This is a genomic window from Serratia ficaria (genome assembly GCF_900187015.1).
GTDB classification, from domain to species: Bacteria; Pseudomonadota; Gammaproteobacteria; order Enterobacterales; family Enterobacteriaceae; genus Serratia; species Serratia ficaria.
Genome location: NZ_LT906479.1, coordinates 2,035,281 through 2,048,760 on the forward strand (window position 1 = coordinate 2,035,281; position 13,480 = coordinate 2,048,760).

Annotated in this window: 17 protein-coding genes and 1 pseudogene; 4 read left to right on the forward strand and 14 right to left on the reverse strand. The window is 58.2% G+C overall.

The annotated features are described in order from the left end of the window. Positions 1-78 precede the first annotated feature (78 nt). From mdtG to CKW09_RS09590, 3 genes are all read right to left on the reverse strand, one after another. A complete protein-coding gene (gene mdtG, locus CKW09_RS09580; protein WP_061798311.1) occupies positions 79-1,317 on the reverse strand; it encodes a multidrug efflux MFS transporter MdtG in 1,239 nt (412 codons plus the stop codon). A gap of 199 nt (positions 1,318-1,516) precedes the next feature. After that, complete coding sequence (locus CKW09_RS09585; RefSeq protein WP_095096958.1) at positions 1,517-1,801, reverse strand: YciI family protein; 285 nt, start codon at positions 1,799-1,801, stop codon at positions 1,517-1,519. Between the two features lie 101 nt (positions 1,802-1,902). Next, the gene (locus CKW09_RS09590; RefSeq protein ID WP_061798313.1) at positions 1,903-2,823 is read right to left on the reverse strand and encodes a Kdo(2)-lipid IV(A) acyltransferase; all 921 of its coding nucleotides are present in this window, start codon (positions 2,821-2,823) and stop codon (positions 1,903-1,905) included. 278 nt (positions 2,824-3,101) lie between these two features. On the opposite strand from CKW09_RS09590, the gene CKW09_RS09595 reads away from it, so the two are divergent. Further along, positions 3,102-3,263: a hypothetical protein gene (locus CKW09_RS09595; protein WP_061798314.1), complete on the forward strand. Its 162-nt coding sequence runs from the start codon at positions 3,102-3,104 to the stop codon at positions 3,261-3,263. Positions 3,264-3,282: 19 nt separating this feature from the next. Here CKW09_RS09595 and CKW09_RS09600 read toward each other — a convergent pair whose 3' ends face one another. After that, on the reverse strand, positions 3,283-4,380 hold the full coding sequence (locus CKW09_RS09600; protein ID WP_061798316.1) for an NADH:flavin oxidoreductase/NADH oxidase: 1,098 nt from the start codon (positions 4,378-4,380) through the stop codon (positions 3,283-3,285). A 211-nt stretch (positions 4,381-4,591) separates the two neighbouring features. Here CKW09_RS09600 and trhO point away from each other — a divergent pair, with 211 nt between their 5' ends. Then, positions 4,592-5,659 (forward strand): oxygen-dependent tRNA uridine(34) hydroxylase TrhO, encoded by a 1,068-nt coding sequence (gene trhO, locus CKW09_RS09605; RefSeq protein ID WP_061798317.1) that lies wholly within the window; start codon positions 4,592-4,594, stop codon positions 5,657-5,659. A 38-nt stretch (positions 5,660-5,697) separates the two neighbouring features. Here the strand turns inward: trhO and CKW09_RS09610 are convergent, their stop codons facing one another. Together CKW09_RS09610 and CKW09_RS09615 are read right to left on the reverse strand one after the other, a co-directional pair. After that, positions 5,698-6,276 carry a YceI family protein gene (locus CKW09_RS09610; protein ID WP_060426369.1) on the reverse strand — a complete coding sequence of 193 codons (579 nt, stop codon included), beginning with the start codon at positions 6,274-6,276 and terminating at the stop codon, positions 5,698-5,700. A gap of 23 nt (positions 6,277-6,299) precedes the next feature. Beyond that, positions 6,300-6,854 (reverse strand): cytochrome b, encoded by a 555-nt coding sequence (locus CKW09_RS09615; RefSeq protein WP_061798319.1) that lies wholly within the window; start codon positions 6,852-6,854, stop codon positions 6,300-6,302. 453 nt (positions 6,855-7,307) lie between these two features. Here CKW09_RS09615 and CKW09_RS09620 point away from each other — a divergent pair. After that, a pseudogene (locus tag CKW09_RS09620) lies at positions 7,308-7,430 on the forward strand (pheromone autoinducer 2 transporter); the annotation flags it as partial. Here CKW09_RS09620 and CKW09_RS09625 read toward each other — a convergent pair. The 8 genes from CKW09_RS09625 to pyrC form a co-directional block, all read right to left on the reverse strand. After that, positions 7,381-8,382 carry a zinc-dependent alcohol dehydrogenase family protein gene (locus CKW09_RS09625; RefSeq protein ID WP_095096961.1) on the reverse strand — a complete coding sequence of 334 codons (1,002 nt, stop codon included), beginning with the start codon at positions 8,380-8,382 and terminating at the stop codon, positions 7,381-7,383. The pseudogene CKW09_RS09620 and the gene CKW09_RS09625 overlap by 50 nt on opposite strands. Positions 8,383-8,384: 2 nt before the next feature. Continuing rightward, positions 8,385-8,501, reverse strand: coding sequence for a DUF2770 family protein (locus tag CKW09_RS09630; protein ID WP_073970319.1), 117 nt, complete (start codon positions 8,499-8,501; stop codon positions 8,385-8,387). Between the two features lie 122 nt (positions 8,502-8,623). Beyond that, positions 8,624-9,250 carry a response regulator transcription factor gene (locus tag CKW09_RS09635; RefSeq protein WP_095096963.1) on the reverse strand — a complete coding sequence of 209 codons (627 nt, stop codon included), beginning with the start codon at positions 9,248-9,250 and terminating at the stop codon, positions 8,624-8,626. A 227-nt stretch (positions 9,251-9,477) separates the two neighbouring features. Continuing rightward, positions 9,478-10,593: an N-methyl-L-tryptophan oxidase gene (solA, locus tag CKW09_RS09640; protein WP_095096966.1), complete on the reverse strand. Its 1,116-nt coding sequence runs from the start codon at positions 10,591-10,593 to the stop codon at positions 9,478-9,480. A 142-nt stretch (positions 10,594-10,735) separates the two neighbouring features. Next, positions 10,736-10,990: a biofilm formation regulator BssS gene (bssS, locus tag CKW09_RS09645; RefSeq protein WP_004927812.1), complete on the reverse strand. Its 255-nt coding sequence runs from the start codon at positions 10,988-10,990 to the stop codon at positions 10,736-10,738. Positions 10,991-11,190: 200 nt separating this feature from the next. Next, a complete protein-coding gene (locus CKW09_RS09650) occupies positions 11,191-11,469 on the reverse strand; it encodes a hypothetical protein (protein ID WP_061798324.1) in 279 nt (92 codons plus the stop codon). Positions 11,470-11,607: 138 nt separating this feature from the next. Beyond that, complete coding sequence (gene dinI, locus CKW09_RS09655) at positions 11,608-11,847, reverse strand: DNA damage-inducible protein I (protein WP_061798326.1); 240 nt, start codon at positions 11,845-11,847, stop codon at positions 11,608-11,610. 80 nt (positions 11,848-11,927) lie between these two features. Then, positions 11,928-12,974 carry a dihydroorotase gene (pyrC, locus tag CKW09_RS09660; protein ID WP_061798327.1) on the reverse strand — a complete coding sequence of 349 codons (1,047 nt, stop codon included), beginning with the start codon at positions 12,972-12,974 and terminating at the stop codon, positions 11,928-11,930. Between the two features lie 218 nt (positions 12,975-13,192). Here pyrC and CKW09_RS09665 point away from each other — a divergent pair, with 218 nt between their 5' ends. Next, the gene (locus CKW09_RS09665; protein ID WP_061798328.1) at positions 13,193-13,480 is read left to right on the forward strand and encodes a putative quinol monooxygenase; all 288 of its coding nucleotides are present in this window, start codon (positions 13,193-13,195) and stop codon (positions 13,478-13,480) included.

Genomic DNA, 13,480 nt, shown 5'->3' on the forward strand with positions numbered 1-13,480 from the left:
TCCGGAGGGAGGCATTGTTAAAAGTAGGGTAAACGGGCCATTGGCCCGTTCAAGGCAAGAAGCTGGTGATAAATTGGCCTATCGCTCTTCCTGCAGGGTGTCTTCACGCATCCGCGCCGGCCGGCGCTGCAGGCACCACCACGAATAAACGGCGTTGAACAACACCACCAGCGCGGTGACGCAAAATACCGCACGGAAGCCGTAGCTGGCGGAGACCGCCGCGCCGAGCAACGGGCCGCTGACGTTGCCCACGTCGCGGAACGACTGGTTATAGCTGAAGATGCGCCCGGCCACCTGATTGGTGCAGTTGTAAATCAGCAGCGTCTGCACCGCCGGCAGCAACGCGCCATCGGCGGCGCCCAGCAGGAAACGCAGCACGCCCAGCTGCCATGGGGTCTGGACAAAGGCCATCGGGATCAGCAGCAGCACCGATACGATCAGCATGAACACCAGGATCCGCTCGGGCCCGATGCGGTCGCCCAATTTGCCCAACCGGGGGGCGCTCATCAGCGCCGCGACGCCGGGCACCGACGCGATCAGGCCGCTGATAAACGCCAGATTGTGGGTGTCGCCGGCCAGGTCACGCACATACAGCGTCAGGATTGGCGCGATCGAACCGGTGGCGACCTGGATAATCATGGTGGTGACGAACAGGCTGAGGATCAGCTTTGGGCTTTTCAGCGACGCGAAGACCTGCCGCGCGTGCAGCATGTCTTTTTTCTGTACCGGGGTGAATTGCTCTTTAACGCACAGCAGCGTCAGCACAAAGCAGGCGAACAACACGGCGGCGGTGATATAGAACACCGGCCGCAGGCCGTACTGGTCGGCCAACAGCCCGCCGATCAGCGGGCCAATCAGCGCGCCGCTGACGCCGCCGGTGGACAGGGTACCCAGCGCCCAACCGCTGCGATTGCGCGGCACCTGGGTGGCGATCAGCGCGTTGGCGTTGGGGATAAAACCGCCGAGCAGCCCCAATACGGCGCGCAGGGCGAGAAACTGCCAGATATTCTGCGCCATGCCCATCAGCGCCATCACGATGGCCATGCCCAGCGCCGAACGCAGCAGCATCAGTTTGCGCCCGCGCCGATCCGCCAGGCCGCCCCAGAAGGGCGAGGCGATCGCCGAGAACAGGAAGGTGATGCTGAATACCAGCCCGGACCACATGTTCAGCGCCTGATGGCCGGTAACGCCCAGCGCCTCTACGTACAGCGGCAGGAACGGCATGATCAGGCTGAAGGCCGCACCGGTGAGGAAACACCCCAGCCAGGTGACGAAAAGGTTACGTTTCCAGTTAACAGGTTCTGACGCCGGAGCCATAAATTACCGCTGCTGAGAAGGTGGCGCGCTTTGCTCGCGGGCGAAGAGGAGGGCAAAGCGTGAAAGTTAGCCTGATAAGTATGCGCCTTAACGGCGGGGACGGCAATTGCAGGGCGGCATTTCGCAGGAAAATGAAATAAAGTTTTAATAATAAGTTATTAGCGGTATTCCGCGCTTAACGCGCGGAATTTATGGGTTTTTATAATCCGGCCAGGGCTTCGAACCCGGCGGCGGTGGTGGTGGCGCTGAAGTCCGTCACGTCGTAATGCGCGACGGCGTTAAACGGATCCTCGGCCAGAATGGCGTCCAGCCGCGCACGCTCAATGCCTTTGGCCAGGATCACGCCGCCGGTGCGCGGGTTCTTGCGGCCGGAGGCGACGAAGGTGCCGTCCTGGAAGTATTTCTTCAGCCAGGCGATGTGCCCGTCGAGATGGCTGTCGACTTCGCCGATAGGGCGGTGATAGGTCAGGTTTACAATGTACATAACGGCTCCCGGGTTAGCGCTGAGGGTTTTAACATCCCACCCTTGTCGCCGATTCTCAAGCCCCGCCGATCAAAAAAACCCGCCGGTCGGCGGGTTTGGGGTCAGTAGAGCGAAGGTTCGCCTTCCGGGCGGGTCTTGAAGCGGCGGTGCAGCCACATGTACTGATCCGGCGCCATCAGGATCTCTTTCTCCACCACCTTGTTCATAAAGGCGGCGGCCTCGAGTTCATTATCCAACGGGAAGTTTTCTACCGCCGGCTGCATAATCAGCTCATAACCCTTGCCTTCCGGCAGGCGGCGCGGGGTGAAAGGAATGATCGCCGGCTTGCCCATCCGCACCAGCACGTAGCTGCCGGTGGTGGTGGCCGCCTTTTCTACCGCGAACAGCGGGGCGAACACGCTGCTGCGCGGACCGTAATCATGGTCAGGCGCATACCAGATAATGTCGCCCTGTTTCAGGGCGCGGATCATGCCTTTCACGTCCTTGCGGTCCAGCATCGATTTATTGGAGCGCATGCGGCCCCAGGTTTGCAGCCAGTCCATCAGTTTGTTGTCGTGCGGCCGGTAAACGCCGATGCCCGGGTTATGGATGCCGAAGATGCGCGCGCCCAGTTCCAGCGTCAGAAAGTGCAGGCCAATCAGCAGCACGCCCTGGCGGTTGTCCCGCGCTTTTTGAATATGCTCCAGCCCGCTGACCTGGAACCAGCGCTCGATACGCCAGTTTGGCCAGAACCAGGCCATGCCGGTTTCGAACAGCCCCATGCCGACCGACTCAAAGTTTTTCACCACCAGCGCATCGCGTTCGGCCTGCGGCATTTCCGGGAAACACAACGCCAGGTTACGTTGGGCGATGGCGACCCGGCGCTTGAGAAAGCGCATCGAAAATCGTCCGAGCGAGGTGCCGAGCCGATAGATCACCGGATAAGGCAGCAACACCAACAGGTAAAGAAAACCGATACCGAACCAGGTAAGCCAGTAACGCGGATGCAGCAAAGAGCGATTGAAAGAGGGAACTTGAGTCATGTGTTCTCAGCTTGAAAGCAGTCATTTTACGATAATAACAGAGACATACCCCGGCCTGGAAATCGGAGGAGCCCAGCCGCGCAGGTCTTTTTCTGCCGTTTATTGTCCGCTATTGTGGCATTTTTCTCGCGCAACGGGAAAATTCAGCGCATTAAAACATAATTTTTAGTGATGGTTTTGCACCTGGGTATTGCCGCCGTTGCGTAAATCCACAAAAAGAATAAGACAGAACTCTGCGACATCAATATGATAGCAGAGTAATTATTTTGGAGAGAGTCATGTCGGCGTCATGGTTAAGTGCGGGCCTGTTGGTCCTGGGAGCATTGCTGGGCAGCCTTGGCGCGCATCTGCAATGCAACCCGCTGCTGGCGGTGGCCGGCGTAATGTTGCTGGCGGGGATGGTGACATCCGGTTTTACCGAGTGCGAGAGTGGGCGCTGAACGCCCACCGTTACCCGATTCAGACGTTGTTGAACAACCCTTTCAGCACGTGGGGCTCGGAACGCCAGTACTGCGGCGGGGCATTGACCTTGTCGCCTAACTTGGCCGCGGCATGCCATGGCCAGCGCGGGTCGTAGAGAATACCGCGCGCCAATGCCACCATGTCGGCCTGGCCGGTGGCGACTATCGCCTCCGCCTGTTCCGCTTCGGTAATCAAACCGACGGCGATGGTCGGCAGGCCGGTTTCCCGTTTGATCGCTTCGGCGAACGGCACCTGGTAATTGGGGCCGACCGGAATTTTTTGCCGGGGCGACAGCCCGCCGCTGGAGACGTGGATATAGTCGCAGCCCAGTTCTTTCAGCGCTTTGCTCAACGCGACAGACTGCGCCAGATCCCAGCCGCCCTCGACCCAATCGCTGGCGGAAATGCGCACGCCAACCGCCTTGCCGGGTGAAAATGCCGCCCGCACCTCGCTGAAAATCTCCAACGGCAAACGCATGCGGTTCTGCAAGGAACCGCCGTACTGGTCGCTGCGCTGGTTGGCCAGCGGCGACAGGAATTGGTGCAACAGGTAGCCGTGCGCGCCGTGCAGTTCGATCAGCTCAAACCCCAAACGGTCGGCGCGCCTGGCCGCCGCGACAAACTGTGCCTTCAGCCCGGCGATTTGCTCCAGGCTCATCGCCTGCGGGGTTTCGTCATGCGCGGCGAACGGCAGCGCAGAGGCGGACAGCGTTTGCCAGCCGCCGCTGGCCGCGCCAATTTGCGCGCCGCCTTCCCAGGGCACGGCGCAGGACGCTTTGCGCCCGGCGTGGGCCAGCTGAATGCCCAGCGGCAGGGTGGCGTGCTTTTTCACCGCCTGCACCACCTTGCCCAGCGCCTGTTCGGTCGCGTCATCCCACAGGCCGAGATCCTGGGGGGTGATGCGCCCTTCAGGCGAAACGGCGCTGGCCTCGACAATCAGCAGGCCGGCGCCGGACAGCGCCAGATGGCCGAGGTGGATGGTATGCCACTCGGTGGCCCGGCCGTTATCGGCGGAATATTGGCACATTGGCGCGATGGCGATGCGATTGGGCAAGGTGAGCGGCCCCAGGGCGATCGGGCTAAACAGCTGACTCATGACATTCTCCTGATCCGTGATAAATAAATCGATAGCGAGCTATCATTAGGCTTATCGGGATTTGTGAGCGTCGTCAAGTTTCAGCCGACGCGGGGGCACGCCTGGCTAATGCTGCGCGGCGTCGGATTTTCGGGTATCATGTGCGCCGCGCGCGGGCCAAGCGCCTGCGCGCGGTAACTCAGTCACCTCCCGAGAGACAGGAAAGTACACCATGCCAGTGTTACATAACCGAATTTCTAATGAGGAACTGAAGGCGCGCATGCTGGCCGAAACCGAGCCGCGCACCACAGTTTCTTTTTATAAATACTTCACCATCGACGACCCGAAAGCGTTTCGCGACAGCCTCTATATTCAGTTCGACCAGCTGAAGGTATTCGGCCGCATTTACGTGGCGAAAGAAGGCATCAACGCGCAGATCAGCGTGCCGCAAAACAATTTCGACGCCTTCAAGGCTGCGCTGTTCGCTTCGCATCCGGCATTGGATCAGGTGCGCCTGAATATCGCGCTGGAAGACGACGGCAAATCCTTCTGGGTGCTGCGTCTGAAAGTGCGCGACCGCATCGTGGCCGACGGCATCGATGATGAAAGCTTCAACCCGGCGAACGTGGGCGAGTATCTGCAGGCCGATCGCGTCAATCAGATGATTGACGATCCGAACACGCTGTTTGTCGATATGCGCAACCACTACGAATATGAAGTCGGCCATTTCGAGAACGCCATTGAGGTGCCTTCAGACACCTTCCGCGATCAGCTGCCGATGGCGGTGGAAATGCTGCAGGACAATAAAGACAAGAATATCGTCATGTACTGCACCGGCGGCATTCGTTGTGAAAAAGCCAGCGCCTATATGCTGCATAACGGCTTCAAAAACGTGTATCACGTAGAAGGCGGGATTATCGAGTACGCGCGCAAGGCGAAAGAGCAGGGGCTGCCGTTGAAGTTCGTCGGCAAAAACTTTGTGTTCGACGAGCGCATGGGCGAGCGGATCTCCGAGGACGTGATCGCCAATTGCCATCAGTGCGGCGCGCCTTGCGATACCCACACCAACTGCAAGAACGACGGTTGCCACCTGTTGTTTATTCAGTGCCCGAGCTGCGCCGCCAGGTTTGAAGGCTGCTGCAGCGAGATCTGCCGCGAGGAGCTGAAGCTGCCGCGCGAAGAGCAGCGCGCCCGCCGCGCCGGCCGCGAAAACGGCATTAAAATCTTCAATAAGTCGAAAGGGCTGCTGCAGACCACGATGCACATTCCGGCACCGGAAGAAGACGGCCCAGCTCGCTGAGCCTGATGAAAAGCGCGGCGATCGCCGCGCTTTTTTTATTACTTCTCGCGCACGCCTTCCACGGAAATAATCAGTTCCACGTCCTGCGACGCCGGGCCCAGATCGGTGGTGATGCCGAAGTCTTTCAGCTTGATTTTACCGTTGGCTTCAAAGCCGGCGCGGTAGCCGCCCCAAGGGTCATTGCCCTGGCCAATCAGCTTGGCGTCGAGCGTGACCGGCTTGGTAACGCCGTTCAGCGTCAGGTTGCCGACCACCGCATAGCCGTCGCCGCTCTTCTTCACTTCGGTAGATTCAAACTTGGCCTGCTTGTTTTTCTCGACGTTGAGGAATTCCGCGCTGCGCAGGTGCTTGTCGCGCTCGGCGTGGTTGGTGTCGACGCTGGCGGTGTTGATGGTGACGTTGACCTTGTCCTTGGACGGATCTTTTTCGTCGAAGGTGAAGCCGCCGTCAAAATCTTTGAAGCTGCCGTACAGCCAGCTGTAACCCAGGTGCTGGATGCGGAATTCGATAAAGGCGTGTTGCCCCTGTTTGTCGATTTTGTAGTTCGCGGCCAATGCGGAACCGGCGCTCAGCAGCAGGGCGCCTGCGGTCAGGCCCAGTACGGTCTTTTTCAACATAGCAATCTCCATAAATCCAAAGGTTAATCGGCGCTGCTACCCAGCATCCGTTTCAAAGTGACATCACGATCAACGAAGTGATGCTTAAGCGCGGCCAGCCCGTGCAGTACCGAGAGCACTACCACGGCCCAGGCCAGATAAAGGTGAATGGCGCCGGCGGTATCGGCCTGCTCCGCCATGCCGGTGACGGTGGCGGGGATGTCGAACCAGCCGAACACGCCGATCGGCTGGCCGTCGGCGGTGGAAATCAGATAGCCGCTGATCAGAATGCTGAACAGCACTACGTACAGCGCCAGATGGGCCAGAATAGCGCTGACGCGGGTAAAACGGCCATAGCTCGCCAGCGGCTTGGGCGGCGGCGACACGAAGCGCCAAATCACCCGCACCACCATGACGATAAACAGCAGGACGCCGATGCTTTTATGGATCTCGGGCGCCTGGTGATACCAGACGTCGTAATAACCCAGCGTCACCATCCACAGGCCGAGGGCGAACATGCCGTACACCGTCAGCGCCACCAGCCAGTGGATCAACACGGAAATGTGACCGAAGCGGTCGGGGGTATTTTTCCAGAGCATGCCGTTTCCTTACTTTCCTCAATTTCCGAGTGCAATGATTAAACTTTAGGAAACATAAAATCAATAATAAATTTAACTATGTTACTACTTTGAAATATTAATCAATGGTTTTGCTGAAGAAGGTAAGAGTTAATCAATTAAATCGTTGGAGTGCATATTATTTTTCTAAAAAGCTATTTTCATTAGTTGTTGAAATATCGGCTTATTATTTATTACTGTCAGCTTTTGTCATGTTACGTAAATAGTCGCGGCGGCAGCGGCGATAAGCCGCTAGCAAAGCTTGCCGATTATTTCCAGCGGCGGAAGAATAAAATCGACGTTTATCCGACCAGCGACGCTAATTTGCCAGTGGACCCTGGCGGGAGTTTGCTAACATGGCTGTATCTTGCGGCGCCATCGGAGCGGATATCTCCATGGAATGCCAAGGAAAAGTCATGGGCAAAACGCAAGTGACCGGTCGGCATGCCGCTGACGATTATCGCCCGCATCGCGCTGGAGACCGCCGAGAGCGGGCACCGGCTGGCGGTTATTCTGGGTGACGGCCGCCCGGACAAGGCGGCGCTGCCGCCGGAGTGAAAAAGATCTTGCCGTTTACGCCGGGCTGCGCGGCGTGTTGCAGCGCCGAGGCATATTGATGCAGCGGGTAAATCGCGGCCGGCGGGCGCAGCCTCAGCCTGCCGTGGCGCAATAGCTGGAACAATTGATGAAACGCCGTTTGCCATTGTACGGCGTCGGCTTGCGCATTCCATTTGCGCAGATGAAACAGCGAGGCGCGCAGCTTCAGCTCATCCACGATGCGCCGCCACTCCAACTGGTTACCGCCGAGCAGGCCGAGAGCGACAAAGTCGCCGCCGGTGCGAACCGCCCGCGCCAGCTGCAGGCCTTGCTCTCCACCTACGCAGTCAATGGCGGCCCGGGCGCCAAAACCGGCCATACCGCGCAGCTGCGGAGCCTCTATCACCCGCCAGGCGCCGGCATTCAGCAGCGTTCGCCGGTGAGCGGGATTACGCGCCACCACCGCCAGCCGAACGCCGCGCTGTGCGGCCAGCTGCGCCAGCAGCAGGCTGACGGCCGAGCCGCCGCCGTTGACCAGCAGCACTTCGCCGGGGCTTAGCGGCAGCCACTGGGTCAACAACACCCAGCAGGTCAGCGGGTTGATGTAGATCTGCGCCGCGCTGGCGTCGTCGATATCGTCCGGCACCCAGACTATTCTGTGGCGATCCAGACTAACGAAGGTTTGCCAACTGCCATCGCCCATGATCGCCAGCGCGCGTCTGCCGCTTGGCCGGCCGGTCAACGGGTCGAGCGTTTCGCCCACGCCCTCGTAACCCGGCACCTGCGGCAGGGCGATCCGATGCGCATATTGGCCGTGGATCGGGATCAGATCGGAGGGGTTGATCGGCGCATAGCGCATCTGCAGCAAGGCGCGATCGGGCCGCGGCCCGGGCAGGGCCCGATGTTCAAGTTCCAGCACCTGCGCCGGTTCACCGAAGCGGTGAAAGCTCAGGCGGGGATAGGGCGGTGGCATGGTTACAGCATAAGGAAGAAATAGAGGTCCAGCGCCAGCAGCACCAGCCACAGGCAAAGGTACAGCACCAGATGTTCGCGCACGTTGTTGACGACAGCCGCCAGTATTCTGTTTAACATTTCCAACCGCCTGAGGATAAAGTCCCCAGATTATAGTCCTTTTGCCGCCGGCTTTAATACCTTGGCAGGCCGTGGGGCTGGCTAGCGGGCAGAAAAAAGCCTGCTCTGCGGCAGGCCCGATATTATACCGCCAGCAGGCTCAGCGGCGTCGAGTTGGCCGGCGTGGCGGGCGGGTAGAAATAGCGCAGTACGTTATACAGCGAGTAAAACTCCAGGCGGTTGCGGGCGTTAATCTTTTCCGTGATATGCCGTTTATGCACGTAAACCGTATGCGAGCTGATTTGCAGCTTTTTCGCAATGCGGTAGTTGGGCATTTCCGCCATCCAATATTTCATCACCGTCAGCTCCTGCGGGCTGAACAGCGAGTGTTCGACGCTGTCGTCCAGCAACGGGAACGGATTTTCCCGCAGGCTGCGCAGGGCGAAGGGGAGAACGCTTTTGTTGAACAGGAATGCGTTATCGGCGATGCGCATTGGCGTTTCGCTGTAAGGGTAGGGCGTATCCAGATAGATGAAGGCCAACGCCGACCGACTGGCCGCCATAAATGCCTGCAGCTGTTGGTCATCTTCGCCATAACGGCAGTGATTGGTGAGGTTCACCAGGATATGGCTTGGCTGAAAGCTGGCCAGCAGCGGTATGGCGGACCCTATGCTGCGGCAGCATTTGACCGCCGCGAAACCGTTGTCAGCAAAATAGCTGGCGATACCGACCCGGGTGAAGCAGCATTCGTCCACGACTAGCAGTTTCATGGTGACGTCCTTGTTGATGGTGCTAAAACCGATAGGGGTATATCCACTGTAAAATAGGGCTTACACCCTGGGGGATCAATTCGGAAATTCGACGGGCAAATATAAGAAATTTCCGTCATCTGCTTTTTTACTTGATATTTAAAAGAGTTAGCAGATTAATGAATTGTAACTCAGGGCGCCGACTGCCCGCCGGGACCAAGGGCCGGGGCGGGACGCGCTGGAAAGACTCAGTCAAAGCGCTTCAGTGCGAACGGCGAGACGTCCACCGGTGGGGCTTTACCCTGGGCGAACAACGCGGCCACTTCACCCAACACGCTGGCGAATTTGAAGCCGTGGCCGCTGAGGCCGGTAATGACCATCAGATTATCGCACTCCGGCAGGGTGTCGATAATAAAGTCTTCGTCCGGGCTCATATCATAACTGCATGCTTCACCGTGTAAACATACGCCTACACCCGGCAGGAACTGCCGCAGGAAATCGAACACTTCGGTGCCGTCGCTGGCATAGCTGCCGAAAGGTTTCCTCTGTTCCGGCGCGTCCATCGGCTGCCCGCCGTCGTGTTTGCCCAGCTTGAGCCCGTCGTTATCCGCCGGGAAGCCGTAATAGTGGTTGCCGTCCTGCGCTTCAACGGTGAAGGCCGGAAAGCGATTATTGGTGCTGTAGCGCCCATCCGCCTGATGCCAGGAAAACACCTTGCGCAGCGGTGCTACAGGCAGCTGCGGCAGCAGGGCTTTCACCCAGGTTCCGGCGGTTACCACCGCTTTGCGGCCGCGGAAACGCCCTTCGGGGGTCACTACCTCGACGCCGCCGTCAATCGGCTCTACCGCGCTGACCGGGCAATTGAACAGCTGGCCGCAGCCGGCCTCATTGGTCAGCCTGATCAGGCTGGCCACCGCCTGATCCGAACGCAGGAAGCCGGCATCCGGCTCAAAGACGCCGACATAGCCTGCCGGCACCTTGAATTCGGGCCAGCGCTGGATAATCTGTTCGGCGCTGAGGGTTTCGGTATTCAGGCGAAATTTTTGCGCGCTCTGCTGGGCATTGCTGATGAATTCGGACTGCTGCGGCCCCAGGTTCAGTACGCCGCAGGACTGGAACAGCTCCTCACCGGTTTTTTGGATCAGGGCGTTCCACAAGGCCTGGGCGCGCAACACCAGCGGCACGTATTTTTCACCCTCACCGTAGGCGTGCCGGATAATGCGGGTGTCGCCGTGATGACTGCCGTTACGGTGCGGGGGCATGGCGCTGTCGATCATCAGCACTTTCAAGCCGGCCTGTGCGGCATAATAGCCCGCGGCTGCGCCTACTGAACCGCTGCCCACCACAATCAAGTCATATTCCACGTGCCATACCCTCTCTGTCTGATGTCGCTTTTCGCATTATGATAAAAGGTTGAGCGCCGCAATGCATCCGTTGTGCGCCATGCAGGCAAAGAAAAAGGCGCCGGAAATAATCGCGGCGCCTCAGGGGGTTGAGTTTGGTGAATTAGTGCTTTCTTCTGTCAAGGTCCTGGTAATCCGTAGCTTCGATCTTGGCGATGCCGGCCTCTAAAATATTGATTAATTGACGGGCGACATCTGTAGTTAGCCAAAGCGTTCTGTCTACTTGGGCTTCTTCGGGCGTTTGGTCTAGTGAAGACAGGTAATGAAGGCGTATCATCATGGCGTCATAAACGTCGACAGTACTGATATCCCAACCAACAAGCGGGTGTGTCTGAATTACTTCATCATTTCTGTCCATAAAGACCCCTTATTGAGTAGTAACTACCGTGAGTGACTAACGAGGATCAATGCGGCTCATCATCATGAGAGCAATTACAGTATACGCATCTGCTTTCATCGTTGGAGCATTTCCCTGCTTCTTTTGCAAAATAAATATTTATTTGAACAATTATTCTACAATTTCGTCTGCGAATGGTTGAGCGATTAAAAACGGGCGGGCTATTGGGTATCCGGCGACGGCGGGGCGCTGTGCAGGCGTTTTTCCAACTCTTCCGCCAGGTGGGCGAAATGCTTTTGCGTCTCGGCGTCGCGATTCTGGTTTTGCGATTCCAGCTTCAGGCTATGAATCAATAACTGGTTGGCTTTGTCATCCAGACCAAACGCCAGATAAGAGAATGCGACCTCCAGCACGCTCAAGCGCCTTTTTTGATCGGCAATCAGCGCCAGCAACTCGCCAAAGGTCATTGCTTCTTCGGTTTTCACCTTGTCCGGGGCCATGCTAAATACCTCCTGTTAAAACATTCAGTACAAACCAGATGCGGGCTTTATTTCAGACTAAGGTTAAGCGATGAACGGACCGGGCGCCAGAAACAAAAAAGCCGGAGAGCGACCCCCGGCAAAAACAGCATTGCAGTGTTATTCTGCGCTGAACCATTCGTCAGCGCTTTCCCAGGTTTCCTGGAGTATTTCTTCTATCAGATCCCGGTCGGTTTTGGCGCCGCCCAGAACGGAAAGCCCGTTGGCGCCGGCATAACGCACCTGAACCACGGCGCCGGGAAACTGGCGGTTCACTCGTTTGCTCAGTTCGCCGGTCAGCGCCTCGATGGCCCCCGACGGCAAGGGTTTGGTTTTATCTACAGTGACTTCAACACGCATAATTGCCCCCGAAGCGATTTACTGTGTATTTATACAGTCAACCCTTGGCGGGAGCAATAGGCAGCGTTAAAAAAAGATTGTCAGTCCTTCAGCGACCAGCTCAGGGTTTCGCCGGCCAGGAACGGAATGACCGATTCGTCGCCCAGCGCGATCTCTTGCGGCTGGGTGGTCGGCGCCCGCTGCAGCTCGATGAAGTCTTCGTTGACCGGCAGGCCATAGAAGCGCGGCCCGTTCAGCGAACAGAAGGCTTCCAGATGTTCCAGCGCGCCCAGTTGGTCAAAGACGGTGGCGTAGGCCGGTATGGCATTCGGCGCGTTGAAGACGCCGGCGCAGCCGCAGCTGGACTCTTTGCGGTGCTTGGCGTGCGGCGCCGAGTCGGTGCCGAGGAAGAAGCGGTCGGAGCCGCTGGCGACCGCTTTGCGCAGCGCTTCCTGATGGATATTGCGTTTCAGGATCGGCAGGCAGAACAGGTGCGGGCGGATGCCGCCAACCAGCATGTGGTTGCGGTTGAACATCAGGTGTTGCGGCGTGATGGTGGCGCCGAGGAAACGATTGCCTTCCTGCACGTATTGAGCAGCTTCCTGGGTGGTGATGTGCTCGAAGACGATCTTCAGCTCGGGGAACTGCTGGCGGATAGGCTCCATCACCTGGTCGATAAAGCGCGCTTCGCGGTCGAAGATATCGACGTGAGCGTCGGTCACTTCGCCGTGGATCAGCAGCGGCATGCCGATTTTCTGCATCTGTTCGAACAGCGGATAAATGCCTTTCACATCGCTCACGCCATGACTGGAGTTGGTGGTGGCATTGGCCGGGTACAGCTTGGCGGCGGTAAACACGCCCTGCTCGAAGCCGTTCACCAGCTCGGCGGCGGACAGCGAGTTGGTCAGGTAGCAGGTCATCAGCGGGGTAAAGTTATGGCCCTGCGGCACCGCGGCCAGAATGCGATCGCGGTAAGCGCGCGCAGCCTCCACGGTGGTGACTGGCGGAGCCAGATTCGGCATCACAATCGCCCGGCCAAACACCTGACTGGTATAGGGCACTACCGTTTTCAGCATCTCGTCGTCACGCAGATGGATATGCCAGTCGTCAGGGCGGCGGATTTTCAGGGCTTGAGGTTGTGCGGTCATGTTGCAGGGCTCCGGCGGTCAGAAAACGTCTAAGTAAAAGCGAATAATGGGGGTTATTCACGCCGGGGTGTAAGGATAAGCGGAAAGCGCCCGCGATGCATCTGTTTGTTGCAGGCAAGTTGAAATCAGTAGGCTGTCGGGCGCATAGTGGCAAGGATTTTAACGATCCCGGCACCCGCCCGGCGGTCGACCTTTATCATCTGGAAAGGGAGAGAGAAATGGAAGTACGCGTTATTGCCACCCTGCAGGCGAAACCCGAGTTTGCATCCGCCGTCAGCGAGGCGGTGCATGAAATTATCGAACCAAGCCGCCAGGAGCTGGGCAATCTGCAGTACGATCTGCATCGCGATCTGGAACAGCCGGGCACCTTCGTGTTTTTCGAACGCTGGGCCAGCAGCGAAGCGCTGAATAAACACAACGCCACGGCGCATTTTCAGCGGTTTGTCAGCCAGGTAGACGGCAAGCTGGACCTGCTGGATATCAAGCAGCTGAAGAAAATTGCCTGA

Excerpts from the sequence above, each read along its gene's own strand:
- bssS (WP_004927812.1), bottom strand. The coding sequence starts at position 10,990 with ATGGACAGAAATGATGAAGTAATTCAGACACACCCGCTTGTTGGTTGG.
- dinI (WP_061798326.1), bottom strand. The coding sequence starts at position 11,847 with ATGCGTGTTGAAGTCACTGTAGATAAAACCAAACCCTTGCCGTCGGGG.
- pyrC (WP_061798327.1), bottom strand. The coding sequence starts at position 12,974 with ATGACCGCACAACCTCAAGCCCTGAAAATCCGCCGCCCTGACGACTGG.
- CKW09_RS09635 (WP_095096963.1), bottom strand. The coding sequence starts at position 9,250 with ATGAAACTGCTAGTCGTGGACGAATGCTGCTTCACCCGGGTCGGTATC.
- CKW09_RS09585 (WP_095096958.1), bottom strand. The coding sequence starts at position 1,801 with ATGTACATTGTAAACCTGACCTATCACCGCCCTATCGGCGAAGTCGAC.
- trhO (WP_061798317.1), top strand. The coding sequence starts at position 4,592 with ATGCCAGTGTTACATAACCGAATTTCTAATGAGGAACTGAAGGCGCGC.
- CKW09_RS09615 (WP_061798319.1), bottom strand. The coding sequence starts at position 6,854 with ATGCTCTGGAAAAATACCCCCGACCGCTTCGGTCACATTTCCGTGTTG.
- CKW09_RS09665 (WP_061798328.1), top strand. The coding sequence starts at position 13,193 with ATGGAAGTACGCGTTATTGCCACCCTGCAGGCGAAACCCGAGTTTGCA.
- mdtG (WP_061798311.1), bottom strand. The coding sequence starts at position 1,317 with ATGGCTCCGGCGTCAGAACCTGTTAACTGGAAACGTAACCTTTTCGTC.
- CKW09_RS09625 (WP_095096961.1), bottom strand. The coding sequence starts at position 8,382 with ATGCCACCGCCCTATCCCCGCCTGAGCTTTCACCGCTTCGGTGAACCG.
- CKW09_RS09595 (WP_061798314.1), top strand. The coding sequence starts at position 3,102 with ATGTCGGCGTCATGGTTAAGTGCGGGCCTGTTGGTCCTGGGAGCATTG.
- CKW09_RS09630 (WP_073970319.1), bottom strand. The coding sequence starts at position 8,501 with ATGTTAAACAGAATACTGGCGGCTGTCGTCAACAACGTGCGCGAACAT.
- CKW09_RS09610 (WP_060426369.1), bottom strand. The coding sequence starts at position 6,276 with ATGTTGAAAAAGACCGTACTGGGCCTGACCGCAGGCGCCCTGCTGCTG.
- CKW09_RS09600 (WP_061798316.1), bottom strand. The coding sequence starts at position 4,380 with ATGAGTCAGCTGTTTAGCCCGATCGCCCTGGGGCCGCTCACCTTGCCC.
- CKW09_RS09590 (WP_061798313.1), bottom strand. The coding sequence starts at position 2,823 with ATGACTCAAGTTCCCTCTTTCAATCGCTCTTTGCTGCATCCGCGTTAC.
- CKW09_RS09650 (WP_061798324.1), bottom strand. The coding sequence starts at position 11,469 with ATGGCCCCGGACAAGGTGAAAACCGAAGAAGCAATGACCTTTGGCGAG.